Below are 15,589 nucleotides of genomic sequence, written 5' to 3'. Positions count from 1 at the left end.
TCGCATCGAATTTACATTCTTTACACTTTTTCGTTACGGATTTTGCGTTCTCGTTCGTCCCCGGGTTTTACAGGGCGGATAAGAATCAATACCATTGGCGCCTCTCTGATCGCAGGTATTGCCTCATGTTGCTGCACATTCCCGGCCTGTTCTCTCGCGAGGAGGTGCTGCGCATTCGCCAAGCCCTGGAAGAGGCCGAATGGGCCGATGGCAAAATCACTGCCGGGCATCAGTCCGCCAAAGCCAAGCACAACCTGCAATTGCCCGAAGGCCACCCATTGGCCAAGGAGATCGGCGCAGCCATGCTGGAGCGGTTGTGGAGCAACCCGCTGTTCATGTCGGCGGCGCTGCCGCACAAAGTCTTCCCGCCGCTGATCAACTGCTATACCGCAGGTGGCAGTTTTGACTTCCATATCGACAATGCGGTGCGCCAGCCCAAAGGCAGCCACGAGCGCGTGCGCACCGACCTGTCGTCCACGCTGTTCTTCAGCGATCCCGACGAGTACGACGGCGGCGAACTGGAGATCCAGGACACCTTCGGCCTGCAACGGGTCAAGCTCCCCGCCGGCGATATGGTGCTGTACCCCGGTTCCAGCCTGCACAAGGTCAACGCCGTGACCCGCGGTGCACGCTATGCCTCATTCTTCTGGACTCAAAGCCTGGTGCGCGAAGACAGCCAGCGCACCTTGCTGTTCGAAATGGACGGCGCCATCCAGCAACTGACCCGTGACGTGCCCGAGCACCCGGCGCTGATCCAGCTCACCGGCACCTATCACAACCTGCTGCGCCGTTGGGTCGAGGTCTGAAATGGGCTTTTTATTGCGTCGCCAGGAAGTGCTCAACGTCGAGCAATTGCAGTCCATGCTTGATGATTCCCCGGTGCGCGCTGCCCAGGCGATCCTGATCGCAGCCAAGGAAGGCGTGGTCGATGCCCAGGCGTTGCTCGGGCAGATCCTGCTGGAAGGGCGCGGTATTGCACGCGATGAAGCGCTGGCGCTGCGCTGGTTCCAGATTGCGGCGCAGGGCGGGCACGTGATGGCGCGCAATATGGCCGGGCGTTGCCTGGAGCATGGTTGGGGTTGCGCCGTCGATGAAGCGGCAGCTGCGCGGCAATACCGGCTGGCAGCAGAGGCCGGCCTGGATTGGGGCCAGTACAACTATGCCAACCTGCTGGCGACCGGCCGTGGCGTTGTGCAAGACCAGGCCCAGGCGCTGACGCTTTATCGCCAGGCGGCAGAGCAGGGCCACGCCAAGTCGATGAATCTGTTGGGGCGTTATCTGGAAGATGGGCAGTATTGCCCCAAGGATCTTGAGGCAGCCGTTGAATGGTACCGGCGCTCCGCCGAAGCCGGGGATTTTCGGGGGCAGTTCAGTTATGCGGCGGTGCTGGCGCACAGAGGCCAAATCGACGCTGCGCTGGAGTGGCTGCGCAAGGCGTTGGCGCATGGGAATCTCAAATTCCTGCGAACGGCGCACAAGGCGTTGGCGCTGGCCAATGAGCCGCAGATTCGCGCCATGGCCAATGCCTATCAACAGCGTGCCGCGACCTTTTCCTGAAGCCAAAAAAACCCATGACTTGTCATGGGTTTTTTATATGCGGCGTTCTTACACGTAGAACGACTTCAACGGCGGAAACCCATTGAACTCAATCGCGCTGTAGCTGGTGGTGTACGCACCGGTCGACAGCCAGTACAAACGATCACCAATCGCCAGGTTCAGCGGCAGGCCGTACTTGTAGTTCTCGTACATGATGTCGGCGCTGTCGCAGGTTGGGCCGGCGATGACCACTTCTTCCATCTCGCCCTTCTTCTCGGTCCAGATCGGAAACTTGATGGCTTCGTCCATGGTTTCGATCAGGCCGGAGAACTTGCCCACATCCGTGTACACCCAACGCTCGACGGCGGTACGCGACTTACGGGCCACCAGCACCACTTCGCTCACCAGGATACCGGCGTTGGCGATCAGCGAACGGCCTGGCTCCAGGATGATTTCCGGCAGGTCGTCGCCGAAGTCTTCCTTGAGGAAGCGGATGATTTCTTCGGCGTAGGTTTCCAGGCTGTTGGTGCGGGTGATGTAGTTGGCCGGGAAGCCGCCGCCCATGTTGATCAGCTTCAGCTCGATGCCGTCTTCTTCCTTCAGGCGCTCGAAGATCACTTTGACCTTGGCGATCGCCGCGTCCCACACGCTGATGTCGCGCTGTTGCGAGCCGACGTGGAACGAGATGCCGTAAGGCACCAGGCCCAGGTCGCGGGCGAGGATCAGCAGGTCCATGGCCATGTCGGTCTGGCAGCCGAATTTGCGCGACAAAGGCCAGTCGGCCGTGGTCGAGCCTTCGGTGAGGATGCGCACATACACTTTCGAGCCCGGCGCGGCCTTGGCGATGTTGCGCAGGTCGGCTTCGGAGTCGGTGGAGAACAGGCGCACGCCCTTCTCGTAGAAGTAGCGGATGTCCTTGGATTTCTTGATGGTGTTGCCGTAGCTGATACGGTCGGCGCTGACGCCGCGGTCCATGACCTTGTCCAGCTCGTAGATCGAGGCGATGTCGAAGCTCGAACCCTTGTCTTTCAACAGGTCGATGATCTCGACGGCCGGGTTGGCCTTGACGGCGTAATACACTTTGGCGAATTCGAAACCGGCGCGCAGGTCATCGTAGGCCTGGCTGATCATCGCGGTGTCGATCACCACGAATGGGGTTTCTTGCTTGTCGGCGAACGCCTTCATTTTGTCAAAGGTGGCGCGCGCGAAATAATCTTCGACGTTGATCGACATGCTGGGGACTCCTAGGGGCAAACTGAAATTAGCAATGGGTGCAAATGAACGTCCTCCGTATCCCCACTTTGGTTCGCCTACTTCCCAAGGCATGTCGCCGAAAGCAAAAAGGCCATGGGTTAAGCTTCCCTTGGCCTTGCTGTCTCGTCGTCAGTACTTGAGCCGGATGGATCGTTTCCAGCATGGACGTTCGGCGCGAACTTTAGGGCTTGATGGGCGTGGGATCAACTAAAAATGTCGCGTTTTTGCACGCGTTCGTCGCGGGACCCAGTCCAGCTACTTATGTAACCGACCGGTGTGACGGATTGATGTTCCCCGGATGGGGCGAATCAGATGAATTTGCGGTGTATTCATCGCAGGCAAGCCAGCTCCCACAGGGGAATGCATTCCAACAGATAAATGCAGTTCAACGGTGGGAGCTGGCTTGCCTGCGTTAGCGGCGGATCAGGCCAGCGCAGTCTCGGCAGGCGAAACAATACTGGTCTTGCCCCCACGGGACTTACCGGAGCTCAGGTACTCGGCAATCGACTCCTGAGTCACTTCACCCAGGAACACCCGCTCGGCATCCATCACCGGCAACCACGAGCGGTTGAACTCGTACATGCGCGACAGCAGGATGCGCAAATGCTCGTCGTAGGCAGCCGTGGCGTTGAACTCGCGCAGGTACTGGCCGCAGGTACCGGTCTGACGGTGCAAATCGCGACGGCGCACATACCCCAGTGCCTTGTTCTCGGCACAGGTGACCACCACATAGCGGCGGTCGTGCTCGTCCATCAGCTCCAGCGCATCGGCCACCGGCGTTTCCGGGCTCACCGACGGAGCGTTGTCCGCCGCGTCTTCGGCCTTCACCAGCAGCAGGCGCTTGAGCGTGCTGTCCTGACCCACGAAGTTGCTCACGAACTCGTCGGCCGGGTGCGCCAGCAGCGTGTCCGGGTGGTCGATCTGCAACAGCTTGCCGGCACGGAAGATGGCGATCTTGTCCCCCAGCTTGATGGCTTCGTCGATGTCGTGGCTGACCATGATCACGGTCTTGTTCAGCGCGCGCTGCATCTCGAAGAACTCGTTCTGGATCATCTCGCGGTTGATCGGGTCGACCGCGCCGAACGGCTCATCCATCAGCAACAGCGGCGCATCGGCCGCCAGCGCACGGATCACGCCGATACGCTGTTGCTGGCCACCGGACAGCTCACGCGGGTAGCGATGCAGGTACTGCTTGGGTTCCAGCTTGATCATGCTCATCAGTTCGCGGGCGCGATCGTGGCATTTTTGCTTGTCCCAACCGAGCAGCTTGGGCACGACCACGATGTTTTCCTCGATGGTCATGTTGGGAAACAGGCCGATCTGCTGGATCACGTAGCCGATGTTGCGACGCAGGGTCACTTCGTCCAGGTCAGTGGTGTCTTCACCGTTGATCAGGATCTTGCCCGAGGAGGGCTTGATCAGGCGGTTGATCATCTTCAGCGTGGTGCTCTTGCCGCAGCCCGAGGGCCCCAGGAATACGCAAATTTCGCCTTCGTTGACGGTCAGGCTTACATCGTTGACGGCGGTGACAGTCTTGCCGTTGCTTTGAAAAGTCTTGGACAGGTTTTGAAGTTCGATCATTTGAGCAATCCTTTTGGAGTCAGCGAGCGTTGCAGCCATTGCAGAAGCAGGTCGGCGAAGATGGCCAGGAGACTGACCAGCACGGCGCCGACAATCAGCATCGACATATCGCTGCGGCTGATGGAAGCCAGAATAAGTACACCCAGACCACCGGCACCGATGGTGGCGGCGATGGTCATCACACCAATGTTCATCACCACGGCGGTGCGCACACCGGCGAGGATCACCGGCACGGCAATCGGCAGTTCGACCATGCGCAGGCGCTGGCCGAAGGTCATGCCGATGCCTTTGGCGGCCTCGCGAATGCCTGGTTCAACGCCAGTGAGGGCCAGGTAGGTGTTACGCATGATTGGCAGCAGGGAGTACAGGAACACGGCGGTGATCGCCGGCATCGGCCCCAGGCCCTGGCCGAACTTGGAGTAGAACGGCAACAGCAGCCCGAACAGTGCAATGGATGGCACGGTCAGCAATACCGTGGCGCTGGCTTGCAAGGGACCTGCGAGGGTTGGGAAGCGCGTCATCAGAATACCCAGGGGCACGCCGATAAAGATCGCGAGAATCACGGCGATGCCGACCAGGGTGATGTGCTGCCAGGTCAGGTGCAGGACTTGGGCCCAATCAAGATGGGAAAAGGCGTTCAAAAATTCCATGTCTTCTCCTTTTTAGTTGATTGGATGTTGGCGCAGGAAATCGGCGGCAACGGCGGAGGGGCTTTCATGGTCGACGTCGACCCGTGCATTGAGCTGGCGCATGGTTTCGTCGTCGAACAGATTGGCCAAAGGCTTGAGCTCTGCGGCCAGCTGCGGGTGCTTGTCGAGGTATTCCTGGCGGATCACCGGGGCTGCGGTGTAGTCGGGGAAGTAATGTTTGTCGTCTTCCAGCAGCTTCAATTTAAAGGCATTGAGGCGCCCGTCAGTGGTGTAGACCAAGCCGGCGAACACTTGGCCATTGCGCAACGCGGTGTAGACCAGGCCTGCGTCCATTTGCCGGGTGTTCTTGCGCGTCAGGTTCATGTCGTACAGCTTGACCATGCCCGCCAGGCCATCGGAGCGGTTGGCGAACTCGGTGTCCAGCGCGACCAGGCGGTGTTCCTTGGTGTCTTCGGCCATGGCTTTGGTGAGGTCGCTGATGCTGTTGATCTCGGGATGTTCCTCAGCAACTTTCTCCGGCAGCGCCAGTGCGTAGGTGTTGCTGAAACGCGATGGCGATAGCCAGACCAGGCCTTTTTTCGCATCGAGTTCCTTGACCCGGGCGTATGACTGTTCGCTGTCGAGCTTCTCGTCGATGTGGTTATAGGCCACCAGCGATACGCCGGTGTATTCCCAGATCAGATCCAGTTGCCCGCTTTCCTGGGCGCTGCGTGCCAGGTTGCTGCCCAGGCCACCCGTCACACGGGCGTCGTAGCCCTTGGTGCGCAGGTACTGGGAGGTGATTTCGGCGAGCAGGGTCTGCTCGGTAAACACCCGGGCGCCAATGCGAATCAGCGGTTTTTCAGCGGCTTGCGCAATACCTGCAAACAGCAGGACGCAGCCTAATATCAAGCTTAGTTTTTTCATGTCGATTCCTTTCCTGGCGTTAAGACGGGCGCAACCCGCGTTCCAGCCAGAGGCGGCTGGCCATGGTCACCAGGCCGTCAAGCAGCAGTGCCAGCAGCGCGGTGCACGCGGCGCCGAGCAACAGTTGCGGCTGGTTGTTCAGGGCGATGCCGGGGAAGATCAGGCTGCCGAGGCTGTTGGCGCCAATCAGGAACGCCAGCGGCGCGGTGCCGACGTTGATCGCCAGGGCCACACGTACACCGCCGATGATGATCGGCACGGCGTTGGGCAGTTCCACGCGAAACAGCACCTGGCGCGGCGTCATGCCGATGCCGGTGGCGGCTTCCTTGAGGGAACCCTGGACGTTTTTCAAGCCTTCGTAGGTGTTACGCACGATGGGCAGGAGGGAGGCGAGAAACAGCGCGAAGATGGCCGGGCCGCTGCCGATGCCGAGGACGCCGAGGGCGATGGCCAGTACGGCCAGGGGAGGGACGGTGTTGCCGATGTTGAAGATCTGCATGAAACGTTCTGCACGCCCGACCATGTTGGGTCGGCTGAGCAGGATACCAGCGGGGACGCCCACAATCAGGGCTGCCAGCATGGAGACTAGGACAAGAATCAGGTGAGCTTGCAGGTAAAACAACAAATCGTCGCGGTACAGTTCGATCGTGTTGATGCCGATCCAGTGGACCAGCAGGGCCAGGAGCGCGACGACAACCGCGCCTCCTATCAGCCCTTTGCCATAGCGAATAGCCACAGGCGGACTCCTTTTTTTCTTTTGTCGGCGAACACATTCTCCGGCGGCAATGCCATTCCTGGCTGTCGGCGAATAGGTTCGCGAAAAGCAGCTCGCCGATACTGGCAATGCAGTATGCGATCAAGCCATGAGCGCAGCCTCGTCAGGCTAACTTGCTGATATTTCAGCCCCTGTTCCGAGTGCGGTAGCAGGGGAGTGGACGTCTCGACCTTTTAAAAGGTTCCACACTTGGGCGCATTTAGCCACCCCCAATGGGCTCAACGGTGGTCTGTACCCTCGCGTTTGCGCTATACTCGCCGCCCTTTTTTGACTCACCTGCCAGGCGATTTCCCATGACCCACCAGGCCGCCGAAGTCGCGAAACGCCGCACTTTCGCCATTATTTCCCACCCCGATGCCGGTAAAACCACCATCACCGAAAAGCTGTTGCTGATGGGCAAGGCGATCGCGGTAGCCGGCACGGTGAAATCGCGCAAATCCGACCGCCATGCCACCTCCGACTGGATGGAAATGGAAAAACAACGGGGTATTTCCATTACCACGTCGGTCATGCAGTTCCCGTATCGCGACCACATGGTCAACCTGCTCGACACCCCGGGCCACGAAGACTTCTCCGAAGATACCTACCGCACCCTGACGGCGGTGGACTCGGCATTGATGGTCCTCGACGGCGGTAAGGGCGTTGAGCCACGCACCATTGCGCTGATGGACGTTTGCCGCCTGCGTGACACGCCGATCGTCAGCTTCATCAACAAACTCGACCGTGATATCCGCGACCCGATCGAGTTGCTGGATGAAATCGAAGCCGTCCTGAAGATCAAGGCCGCGCCGATTACCTGGCCGATTGGTTGCTACCGCGACTTCAAGGGCGTGTACCACCTGGCCGACGACTACATCATTGTCTACACCGCCGGCCATGGTCACGAACGTACCGAAACCAAGATCATTGAAAAGCTCGACTCGGACGAAGCCCGCGCCCATCTGGGTGACGAGTACGACCGTTTTGTCGACCAACTGGAACTGGTGCAGGGCGCCTGCCACGAATTCAACCAGCAGGAATTCCTCGACGGCCAGTTGACCCCGGTGTTCTTCGGTACCGCCTTGGGCAACTTCGGCGTCGACCACGTGCTCGACGCGGTAGTGGACTGGGCACCGCGCCCGCTGGCGCGTGTCGCCAACGAGCGCACCGTGGAACCGGTTGAAGAGAAATTCACCGGCTTTGTGTTCAAGATCCAGGCGAACATGGACCCCAAGCACCGCGACCGTATCGCCTTCATGCGTATCTGCTCCGGCAAATACGAAAAAGGCATGAAGATGCGCCACGTGCGTACCGGTAAGGACGTGCGCATCGGCGACGCCCTGACGTTCTTCTCCTCCGAGCGTGAACAGCTCGAAGAAGCTTACGCCGGCGACATCATCGGCCTGCACAACCACGGCACCATCCAGATCGGTGACACCTTCACCGAAGGCGAAGCGCTGGGCTTTACCGGTATCCCGCACTTCGCCCCGGAACTGTTCCGCCGCGTGCGCCTGCGCGACCCACTCAAGTCCAAGCAACTGCGCCAAGGTTTGCAGCAATTGGCGGAAGAGGGCGCCACCCAGGTGTTCTTCCCTGAGCGCAGCAACGACATCATCCTCGGCGCCGTCGGTGTACTGCAGTTCGACGTGGTGGCCAGCCGCTTGAAAGAGGAATACAAGGTCGAATGCTCCTACGAGCCGATCACGGTGTATTCCGCACGTTGGATCGAGTGCAGCGACAAAAAGAAGCTAGAGGAATTTTCCAACAAGGCTGTGGAAAACCTCGCGGTCGACGGCGGCGGTCACCTGACCTACCTGGCCCCGACCCGGGTCAACCTGGCGCTGATGGAAGAGCGCTGGCCGGATGTGAAATTCCGCGCAACCCGCGAGCACCACTAAGGTCTGAGCGTTTGAGAGAGGGCGAAGCTGCAATGGCTTCGCCCTTTTTTAATCAATGAGATGAGTTGAAAGTTTCCAGGGCTCGCCCCTAAGTTGCTCTCTCCAACCGGCCCATCCCCTGTATGTGTTTTCAGAGGTTTATCGATTTACTGTCAGAAATGACAGTGGTGGGATGTTGCTTGTCAGGCTATAAAACACCGTAGGCTCAGTCATATACGTTGATTGGTTTTATGCAAAGAGGGTGTTGACATGATCAGGCAAGCGAAGGCGGATATAGAAGGGGAGTTAACTGCACGTATTGGTGGGCAGGATGGTTTTAAAGCTGTGGAGTATTCATTTATATCTGATGTGCAAAATTTTGTAGTGGCGGGATTTTCTGAGGACGGCCGAAGTCTTTATTTTTCATTTGGTGATAAAAATATTAAACCCGGCATTCATAAGATTTCTGAACAAAGTAAAATTTCAGTTTGGTATAACGCCGGAGCAGGCTATTCGTGGGTAGCGCTGCAGGACGAAGCCGGAGAGTTGGAAATTAAAGAAATTTCTTTCCCTGAAAATCCTCGAGTGGATTTTACGTTTCACTTTAATGCGAAGCAATTTCAGGGTGATGATACAGTGCTCGTATTCGATGGCGCGGCAACACTGAGAACTGTTGCAGCGTTGGCTACCACCGGAACGTTTAACGCGTATGTTAAAGACGGCCCAAGTTTCAGCGCAGATACGTTGTATTTCTTTTCTGAAGGCTCCGATTTTACTTTCGGTGGGGAGAGCAGCAAAGATGCTCGGCGCGGCGTGTTTTTCTATTTAGACTTTTTCAATATCGAAGAGCGCAGCTACGATATAGCAGAGGGCAATAAAGTCTATGCGTGGTACAACCCTGGCGAAGCGCATGCCAGCTGGCCGGCGACGGAAGGGACGCTGGTTATAAAGTCGTTCTCCCTGGCGGGGCGCGCTTATATAAAGTTCGACTACCAGTTGACGGCCATGGATAGGATAGGAGGAGAGCAGGTCAACATTTCGGGAAGTGCTGAACTCACCGGTTTTTCCCGTAAGGCTCCATAGGCCCAGCCGGCGCCAAAGGAGGACGCTCAGACCCCATATAACAAAGGGCACGACAGTGCCAGGTTCGACGACGACGAACTTGATGCCTGGCGAAAACGTGGGGTCGGGACTAGCGTAAACACTGGCGGCGGTAGACCGCTGCCTTGCGGGATCCTACTGAGTGGAGGGAATCGATCATGAGTATTTTTCAGCGAATCGTGCTGTTGATGAAGGTACTGGTGCTGTTGTCGTTGGGGATGTCGACGGCCTGGGCGCATAACCCGGTGCAGAGCGCGGCGATGGAGCAGAGTGGTAAGAGCATGGACTTGCAGTTAGCCAAGTCTGAAGCCGAACCAGGCGATCAAGGCCAGGGCGGCAGCGAGGGCGACGACGACTCCACCACTGACGACGCGGAGGACGGCGATAGCCAGACTTAGGTCAGCTCACAAGAAAGCGCCTCAAGCAATGCCTTGGAGACGTTCTCCAAGGCATTTTTATTGGTCGCGTATTGCGATCAGAACGACGTTGTTACCGACGCAAAGTAAGCCCGGCCCGGCTCGTTATAGGTCTGTGCACCGGCATCCTCGGCATTGCCTTTGCGCGACAGGCGCTTGTCCAGCAGGTTGTTGATACCGACACGCACGCTCAAGTTTTTGCTGAACTCATAACCACTGCTCAGTCCCATCAGCCCATACGGGTCGACATCCTGCTGGGCGCTGCGGTCATAGCTGTTGGCGCTGCGTGAGTTGAGTGTCGGCGCTTCTTGCTTGCCGTAGTAGGTGCCGCTGACCTGGAAGGACAGCTTGTCGGTGGCTTGCCAGTCCAGCGTGGTGTTGACGGTGTACTTGGGGATGATGCTCAACGGCTCGCCGGTGTCCTTGTCCTTGGAGTCGATCATGTAGGTCAGGTTGGTGTTCCAGTCCAGATCGCTGCGCAGGCTTACGAACAGGTTGCCTTCAACCCCCTGGACCAGGGCGGGCCCGCTGTTTTCCCACTCCAGCACGCGGCGACCATTGCCCAGGCGGAACGCCGCCTCGTTACTGGCATTGATCTTGTTCTTGTAGTCATTACGGAAGTACGTCGCGCTGGTGCGCCAGGTGCCCTTGTCGAAGGCGAGGCCGATTTCCTTGTTGACGCTGATTTCCGGCTTCAGGTCGCGATTACCCACCAGGTAACAACCGCCCATATTCGCTTCGCTGGCATTGCAGCCATTGCCACGGCTGTACAGCAGGTAGTTCGGGTTGGACTGATACAAGTTTGGGGTCTTGTACGCGCGGGCGATACCGCCCTTGAGGCTCAGTTCATCGGTCAACTGGTGCGAGGCGTTGAAGCTGGGGCTCCAGTTGCCGCCGAATTCTTCATGGTCGTCGTAGCGCAGGCCAGGGGTGATGATGGTCTTGCTGCCCAGTTCGATGTTGTCCTCGGCAAACAAGGCATAGCTCGATGCGGTGGTCTTGGTGCTGTTGCGGCTGACGCCGGGGATGGCGGGGACGCCGCCGGTGCCCGGGTCATAAGTTTGCGGGCGCAACGAACCTGGATCGTTCATCGACTCGTAGAGGTATTCGCTGCCCAGGGTCAGTACCTGTTCGGCACCCAAGCTCAGGGGCAGGTTGACCTCGGCAGTGGCCCGGGTGTTACGCAGGCGTGATTCGAAACGCCCGGCGCTGGCCGAAGGCGCGCCCTCGCCGGATCCGGCCAGGCCTTCGTTGAGACGCTCATTGCGGGTCAGGTCGTGGGTCAGCGAGGCCAGGGTCGAGCCCCAGTCAAATTCGCCGCGGTGCGTGGCCGAGAAGCTGCTGCGTTGAATCACGCTGGTTTCCTTGCCCACCAGGCTTTCAACGAATGCGCCACCGCCGTTGAGCATGGTATCGCCGGCGAAAATATTGCCCTGGCGGCTATAGCTGGCTTCCAGGTCGAGGGTTTGCTCGGGGGTGAATTGCCAGCTCAGCAAGCCATTGACGTCTTTATTGCGCACGCCCTCGCGGCCAGCGACCAAAGAATCAGGCGTCGCTTGAGCTGCGCGGTTGATGTCGGCGTCATCCGCGTCGGTCTTGTTCAGTCCGCCATAGACACGGAATGCGAGACTGTCGGTCAGCGGGCCGCTGAGGTTGAAGTTGGTACGTTTGCTTGCGCCTTCGGCGTCATTTTCGGGGAAGGCGGTGTAGGCGGTCAGCGAACCGTGCAATTGGTCGGTCGGGCGTTTGGTGATGATGTTGATCACCCCGCCCATGGCCCCGGAGCCATAACGAGCGGCGGCCGGGCCGCGCAGGATTTCAATGCGCTCGACTTCTTCGGCCGGCACCCAGTTGGTTTCGCCACGGGTATCACGGTCACCGCTCCAGCCATAACGCACGGCGTTGCGTGAGGTGGAGGGTTTGCCATCGATCAGGATCAGGGTGTTTTCCGGGCCCATGCCGCGCAGGTCGATCTGACGGTTATTACCGCGGCTGCCGCTGGAACTGTTGCCGGTCAGATTGACGCCTGGCTCGCGGCGGATGATCTCCGACAGGTCGTTGCTGGGCGGGCGTTTCTTGATGTCCTCGGCGGTGATGATCGACACGCCGGGTGCTTGCTTGAGTTCTTCGGCAGCGGTGCCCAGCACGCGCGTCTCGCCCAGCACCAAGGCCTGGGGCGTGCCATCTACAGGCAGGTCTGTCGCTTCGATTGGCACTTTATCGCGTTCTTTCTCCATACCCTCCGCCAGCAGCGCGGGGGACGAAAGGGTAGCGATAAACGCCAGCGAGAGATGGCTGAGCCTGAAGTGAGACGACATATCCACAAAGTCCTTTAGGAGGGGCGATTGAACGAGATGCGTCTGAATTGCGTTTGTTTGGGGTCAGCATCCAGCGCTCTCTTGGTGCTCAAATGATATTGATTATCAAACAAAAGTAAATTGCATTTACAATCTATACACTTCGAAATGGCTCTGGCTTAAGGCCCTCATGGGCAGGAGCGGAGGGCTGCGGACTCTTCCCTGTGTGTTTTGTTAAAAAGCCATACGCTTGAGATACGCTGTCCCGCGCAAAAACGAAAAATCCCCCCGACAAGACCGATGCGCATGCCTGAGTCTGGATCAACAGCAGTGTTAACAGGATGTTGAATGCGTAATGCACTCACGTGGTGAAACTTCACCGGGGGCGCCGATTGTCAACTGTTGAGTCTGACAGTTGACGTCTGGGTAGAGGCCTCCTACTTTCAAATCAAGGACGGCATTTGATCCGTCTGGAAGGTGGAGATAAGGTAATGTCAGAGATTAAGGATATGGAAAGTTTTTTGCGTAATGCCACAGGCGAATTCATATATACCGGTCATAATGGTACTTACGTAGACCCTCGTTATAAATTTGCGTATTTTGGTTCGGAGAGTGACCCGTATGCTGTTTTTGTCGGTCGCGATACAAGTACGGGTCAATACGCAACAGGTGTACATATCATTTTTATGAAACGCTTGGATTTTGCGGACTTTGACGTGCCTGTTAGCCCCGAGGTGTCTGCCGGGTTTGACTCGAGGGGGGTTGCATTGGAGACTGTCTCCGGAAGGATAAGTGGGATGTTTAGTAATTCGAGGAAAAAAGCTGTGATTGCTTTTGACTTTATTACGAGACAAGGAACCAACAGTTGGACAGTAAAGGGGTATCTTAGACTGTCGGCATAATCTGTTTCTGTGGTGAGTGCGACATAGCGTTTAAGTTGCTGTGCTGTGCCGTGCCGTGCCGTGCCGTGCTGTGCTGAGCGTTGGCGTAGTTAAGGTCATGGCGTCTCAATAGTGAGGCGGAAACTATAAAGAGAGTGAAGCTTTCAAGGCGTTGTTTCGTTTGTGATGGGCTAATAAAAATAATGCGCTAAATAAGTGTGTTAAAAAAAAGCAGTATTTAATTGCCCGGATGAGCCACACTGGGTTTGCGCGAAAATAAAGCCCCTCCGGCCAGACTGATGCGCAATCTGGCGGGAAGGGCGGTAGAACTCGATATCACGTGCCCATTGGGAGCAAGCCTGCTCCCACAGAGGGGAACAGTGTTGCTTCAGGCCACGAATTGCTCCGCATAGTGGCAAGCCACCTGCCGATTATCCAATGGTCGCAACAGCGGCTCTTCGCTGCTGCATCGCTCGGTCGCATACGGGCAGCGCTTGTGGAATGCGCAGCCAGGTGGCGGGTTCAGCGGGTTGGGCAGTTCGCCAACGATCTTGATCTTCGGCTTGTTCGGGTCCGGGTGAATGGTCGGGGTGGCCGACAGCAGCGCCTGGGTGTAAGGGTGCAGCGGGCGGGCGTAGATGTCTTCCTTGGGGCCTACTTCCACCGGGCGGCCGAGGTACATCACCATCACATCGTCGGCAACATGTTGCACCACCGCCAGGTTGTGGGAGATGAACACGTAGGCGGTGTTGAATTCCTGCTGCAAATCCATGAACAGGTTGAGCACCTGGGCCTGGATCGACACGTCCAGCGCCGAGGTCGGTTCGTCCGCCACCAACACTTTGGGTTGCAGCATCATCGCCCTGGCCAGTGCGATACGTTGGCGCTGACCACCGGAGAACATGTGCGGGTAGCGCTGATAATGCTCAGGGCGCAGGCCCACTTGCTTCATCATCGCCTGGACTTTTTCGCGGCGCTCGGCGGCGGACAGGTTGGTGTTGATCAGCAACGGCTCCGCCAGTTGATCACCGACTTTCTGGCGTGGGTTCAACGACGCATACGGGCTTTGGAACACCATCTGCACGTCTTTACGCAATTGCTTGCGCTGGGCCTTGTCGGCACCGGCCACTTCCTGGCCGGCGATTTTCAACGAGCCCGAAGACGGCTCTTCAATCAGCGTGAGGGCACGGGCCAGGGTGGATTTGCCGCAACCCGACTCGCCCACCACCGCGAGGGTCTTGCCGGCTTCCAGCTCAAAGGACACGCCATTGAGAGCACGCACGGTGGCGTGGCCCTTGAACAGGCCACGGGACACTTCATAGTGACGGGTGAGGTCGCGGGCGGTAAGTACGACGGCCATTACGCCACCTCCTGGTTCAGCGGGTAGAAGCAGCGGGCGAGGCTGTTGCTTTTCGGGTCAAGGCTTGGACGCTGGGCGCGGCAGGAGTCCTGCACATACGGGCAGCGCGGTGACAGCAAGCAGCCCTGCGGACGGTCATAGCGGCCGGGAACGATGCCCGGCAGCGTGGCCAGGCGCGTGGCGCCGAGGCTGTGCTCGGGAATCGCCTTGAGCAACGCTTCGCTGTACGGGTGCGCCGGGATGTCGAACAGTTGCGGCACCTGGCCGACTTCCACCGCTTGGCCTGCGTACATCACGCACACGCGCTGGGCAGTTTCAGCCACCACCGCGAGGTCGTGAGTGATCAGCACCAGGCCCATGTTCTGTTCTTTTTGCAGCGCCAGCAGCAGCTCCATGATCTGCGCCTGGATGGTCACGTCCAGCGCAGTGGTCGGCTCATCGGCGATCAGCAGTTTGGGCTCGCCGGCAATTGCCATGGCGATTGCAACACGCTGGCTCATACCGCCAGACAATTGGTGCGGGTAGGCGTCCATGCGGCTGGCGGCGCCTGGGATTTCGACTTTTTCCAGCAGCTCGATCGCACGCTTGCGCGCTTGCTTGCCGGACATTTTCAAATGCAGGCGCAGCACTTCTTCGATCTGGAAACCCACGGTGTAGCTGGGGTTCAGCGCGGTCATCGGGTCCTGGAACACCATCGCCAGGTCTTTGCCGACGATCTGGCGGCGCTGGCGGTTGCTCAGCTTGAGCATGTCCTTGCCGTCGAAGTTCAGCGCATCGGCGGTAACGATGCCGGGATGCTCGATCAGGCCCATCAGCGCCATCATGGTCACGGATTTACCCGAGCCCGACTCGCCAACGATCGCCAGTACTTCGCCTTTGTCGACGGAAATGTCTAGGCCATCGACCACCGGTACGGCGGTCTTGTCGCCGAAGCGGACGTTGAGATTCTTGATTTCTAACAGTGACATGGGAATCT

The 15,589-nt window shown here is 58.4% G+C and carries 14 protein-coding genes; 6 read left to right on the top strand and 8 right to left on the bottom strand.

Annotated features, from left to right (window positions below; genetic code table 11):
- The first annotated feature begins 125 nt into the window (after positions 1-125).
- Positions 126-806: a Fe2+-dependent dioxygenase gene (locus tag QMK52_RS03045; protein ID WP_194440121.1), complete on the top strand. Its 681-nt coding sequence runs from the start codon at positions 126-128 to the stop codon at positions 804-806.
- A 1-nt stretch (position 807) separates the two neighbouring features.
- Positions 808-1,557 carry a tetratricopeptide repeat protein gene (locus QMK52_RS03040; RefSeq protein WP_005784715.1) on the top strand — a complete coding sequence of 250 codons (750 nt, stop codon included), beginning with the start codon at positions 808-810 and terminating at the stop codon, positions 1,555-1,557.
- 48 nt (positions 1,558-1,605) lie between these two features.
- Here the strand turns inward: QMK52_RS03040 and QMK52_RS03035 are convergent, their stop codons facing one another.
- The 5 genes from QMK52_RS03035 to QMK52_RS03015 form a co-directional block, all read right to left on the bottom strand.
- Complete coding sequence (locus QMK52_RS03035) at positions 1,606-2,769, bottom strand: type III PLP-dependent enzyme (RefSeq protein ID WP_005784717.1); 1,164 nt, start codon at positions 2,767-2,769, stop codon at positions 1,606-1,608.
- A gap of 444 nt (positions 2,770-3,213) precedes the next feature.
- Positions 3,214-4,371 carry a betaine/proline/choline family ABC transporter ATP-binding protein gene (locus QMK52_RS03030; RefSeq protein WP_005784718.1) on the bottom strand — a complete coding sequence of 386 codons (1,158 nt, stop codon included), beginning with the start codon at positions 4,369-4,371 and terminating at the stop codon, positions 3,214-3,216.
- Positions 4,368-5,021, bottom strand: coding sequence for an ABC transporter permease (locus tag QMK52_RS03025; protein ID WP_005784720.1), 654 nt, complete (start codon positions 5,019-5,021; stop codon positions 4,368-4,370). Before QMK52_RS03025 ends, QMK52_RS03030 begins: the two co-directional genes overlap by 4 nt.
- A 12-nt stretch (positions 5,022-5,033) precedes the next feature.
- Positions 5,034-5,927, bottom strand: coding sequence for a glycine betaine ABC transporter substrate-binding protein (locus QMK52_RS03020; RefSeq protein ID WP_194440122.1), 894 nt, complete (start codon positions 5,925-5,927; stop codon positions 5,034-5,036).
- A gap of 19 nt (positions 5,928-5,946) precedes the next feature.
- Positions 5,947-6,663, bottom strand: coding sequence for an ABC transporter permease (locus QMK52_RS03015; protein ID WP_005784724.1), 717 nt, complete (start codon positions 6,661-6,663; stop codon positions 5,947-5,949).
- Positions 6,664-6,995: 332 nt separating this feature from the next.
- On the opposite strand from QMK52_RS03015, the gene QMK52_RS03010 reads away from it, so the two are divergent.
- From QMK52_RS03010 to QMK52_RS03000, 3 genes are all read left to right on the top strand, one after another.
- Positions 6,996-8,579, top strand: coding sequence for a peptide chain release factor 3 (locus QMK52_RS03010; protein WP_005784726.1), 1,584 nt, complete (start codon positions 6,996-6,998; stop codon positions 8,577-8,579).
- 249 nt (positions 8,580-8,828) lie between these two features.
- Positions 8,829-9,641 carry a hypothetical protein gene (locus QMK52_RS03005; protein ID WP_005784728.1) on the top strand — a complete coding sequence of 271 codons (813 nt, stop codon included), beginning with the start codon at positions 8,829-8,831 and terminating at the stop codon, positions 9,639-9,641.
- A gap of 176 nt (positions 9,642-9,817) precedes the next feature.
- Positions 9,818-10,057, top strand: coding sequence for a hypothetical protein (locus tag QMK52_RS03000; protein ID WP_005784730.1), 240 nt, complete (start codon positions 9,818-9,820; stop codon positions 10,055-10,057).
- Between the two features lie 77 nt (positions 10,058-10,134).
- Here the strand turns inward: QMK52_RS03000 and QMK52_RS02995 are convergent, their stop codons facing one another.
- Complete coding sequence (locus QMK52_RS02995; RefSeq protein ID WP_005784732.1) at positions 10,135-12,393, bottom strand: TonB-dependent siderophore receptor; 2,259 nt, start codon at positions 12,391-12,393, stop codon at positions 10,135-10,137.
- Between the two features lie 440 nt (positions 12,394-12,833).
- Between QMK52_RS02995 and QMK52_RS02990 the strand changes: the two genes are divergently transcribed.
- Complete coding sequence (locus QMK52_RS02990) at positions 12,834-13,274, top strand: hypothetical protein (RefSeq protein WP_157264113.1); 441 nt, start codon at positions 12,834-12,836, stop codon at positions 13,272-13,274.
- Positions 13,275-13,641: 367 nt separating this feature from the next.
- Here the strand turns inward: QMK52_RS02990 and QMK52_RS02985 are convergent, their stop codons facing one another.
- Both QMK52_RS02985 and QMK52_RS02980 read right to left on the bottom strand, forming a co-directional pair.
- Positions 13,642-14,613: a peptide ABC transporter ATP-binding protein gene (locus QMK52_RS02985; protein WP_005784734.1), complete on the bottom strand. Its 972-nt coding sequence runs from the start codon at positions 14,611-14,613 to the stop codon at positions 13,642-13,644.
- Positions 14,613-15,581, bottom strand: a complete 969-nt coding sequence (locus tag QMK52_RS02980; protein ID WP_005784736.1) for an ABC transporter ATP-binding protein — start codon at positions 15,579-15,581, stop codon at positions 14,613-14,615. The genes QMK52_RS02985 and QMK52_RS02980 overlap by 1 nt, the downstream gene beginning before the upstream one ends.
- Positions 15,582-15,589 lie beyond the last annotated feature (8 nt).

Source organism: Pseudomonas sp. P9_2, assembly GCF_034008255.1.
Lineage (GTDB): Bacteria > Pseudomonadota > Gammaproteobacteria > Pseudomonadales > Pseudomonadaceae > Aquipseudomonas > Aquipseudomonas synxantha_A.
Note: the sequence above shows the minus strand (reverse complement) of the source record. Positions and strands in the feature narration are given on the sequence as shown.

Bases quoted from the DNA above. Each gene is read 5' to 3' on its own strand.
- QMK52_RS03045 (WP_194440121.1), top strand. From the start codon at position 126: ATGTTGCTGCACATTCCCGGCCTGTTCTCTCGCGAGGAGGTGCTGCGC.
- QMK52_RS03040 (WP_005784715.1), top strand. From the start codon at position 808: ATGGGCTTTTTATTGCGTCGCCAGGAAGTGCTCAACGTCGAGCAATTG.
- QMK52_RS03035 (WP_005784717.1), bottom strand. From the start codon at position 2,769: ATGTCGATCAACGTCGAAGATTATTTCGCGCGCGCCACCTTTGACAAA.
- QMK52_RS03030 (WP_005784718.1), bottom strand. From the start codon at position 4,371: ATGATCGAACTTCAAAACCTGTCCAAGACTTTTCAAAGCAACGGCAAG.
- QMK52_RS03025 (WP_005784720.1), bottom strand. From the start codon at position 5,021: ATGGAATTTTTGAACGCCTTTTCCCATCTTGATTGGGCCCAAGTCCTG.
- QMK52_RS03020 (WP_194440122.1), bottom strand. From the start codon at position 5,927: ATGAAAAAACTAAGCTTGATATTAGGCTGCGTCCTGCTGTTTGCAGGT.
- QMK52_RS03010 (WP_005784726.1), top strand. From the start codon at position 6,996: ATGACCCACCAGGCCGCCGAAGTCGCGAAACGCCGCACTTTCGCCATT.
- QMK52_RS03005 (WP_005784728.1), top strand. From the start codon at position 8,829: ATGATCAGGCAAGCGAAGGCGGATATAGAAGGGGAGTTAACTGCACGT.
- QMK52_RS03000 (WP_005784730.1), top strand. From the start codon at position 9,818: ATGAGTATTTTTCAGCGAATCGTGCTGTTGATGAAGGTACTGGTGCTG.
- QMK52_RS02995 (WP_005784732.1), bottom strand. From the start codon at position 12,393: ATGTCGTCTCACTTCAGGCTCAGCCATCTCTCGCTGGCGTTTATCGCT.
- QMK52_RS02985 (WP_005784734.1), bottom strand. From the start codon at position 14,613: ATGGCCGTCGTACTTACCGCCCGCGACCTCACCCGTCACTATGAAGTG.
- QMK52_RS02980 (WP_005784736.1), bottom strand. From the start codon at position 15,581: ATGTCACTGTTAGAAATCAAGAATCTCAACGTCCGCTTCGGCGACAAG.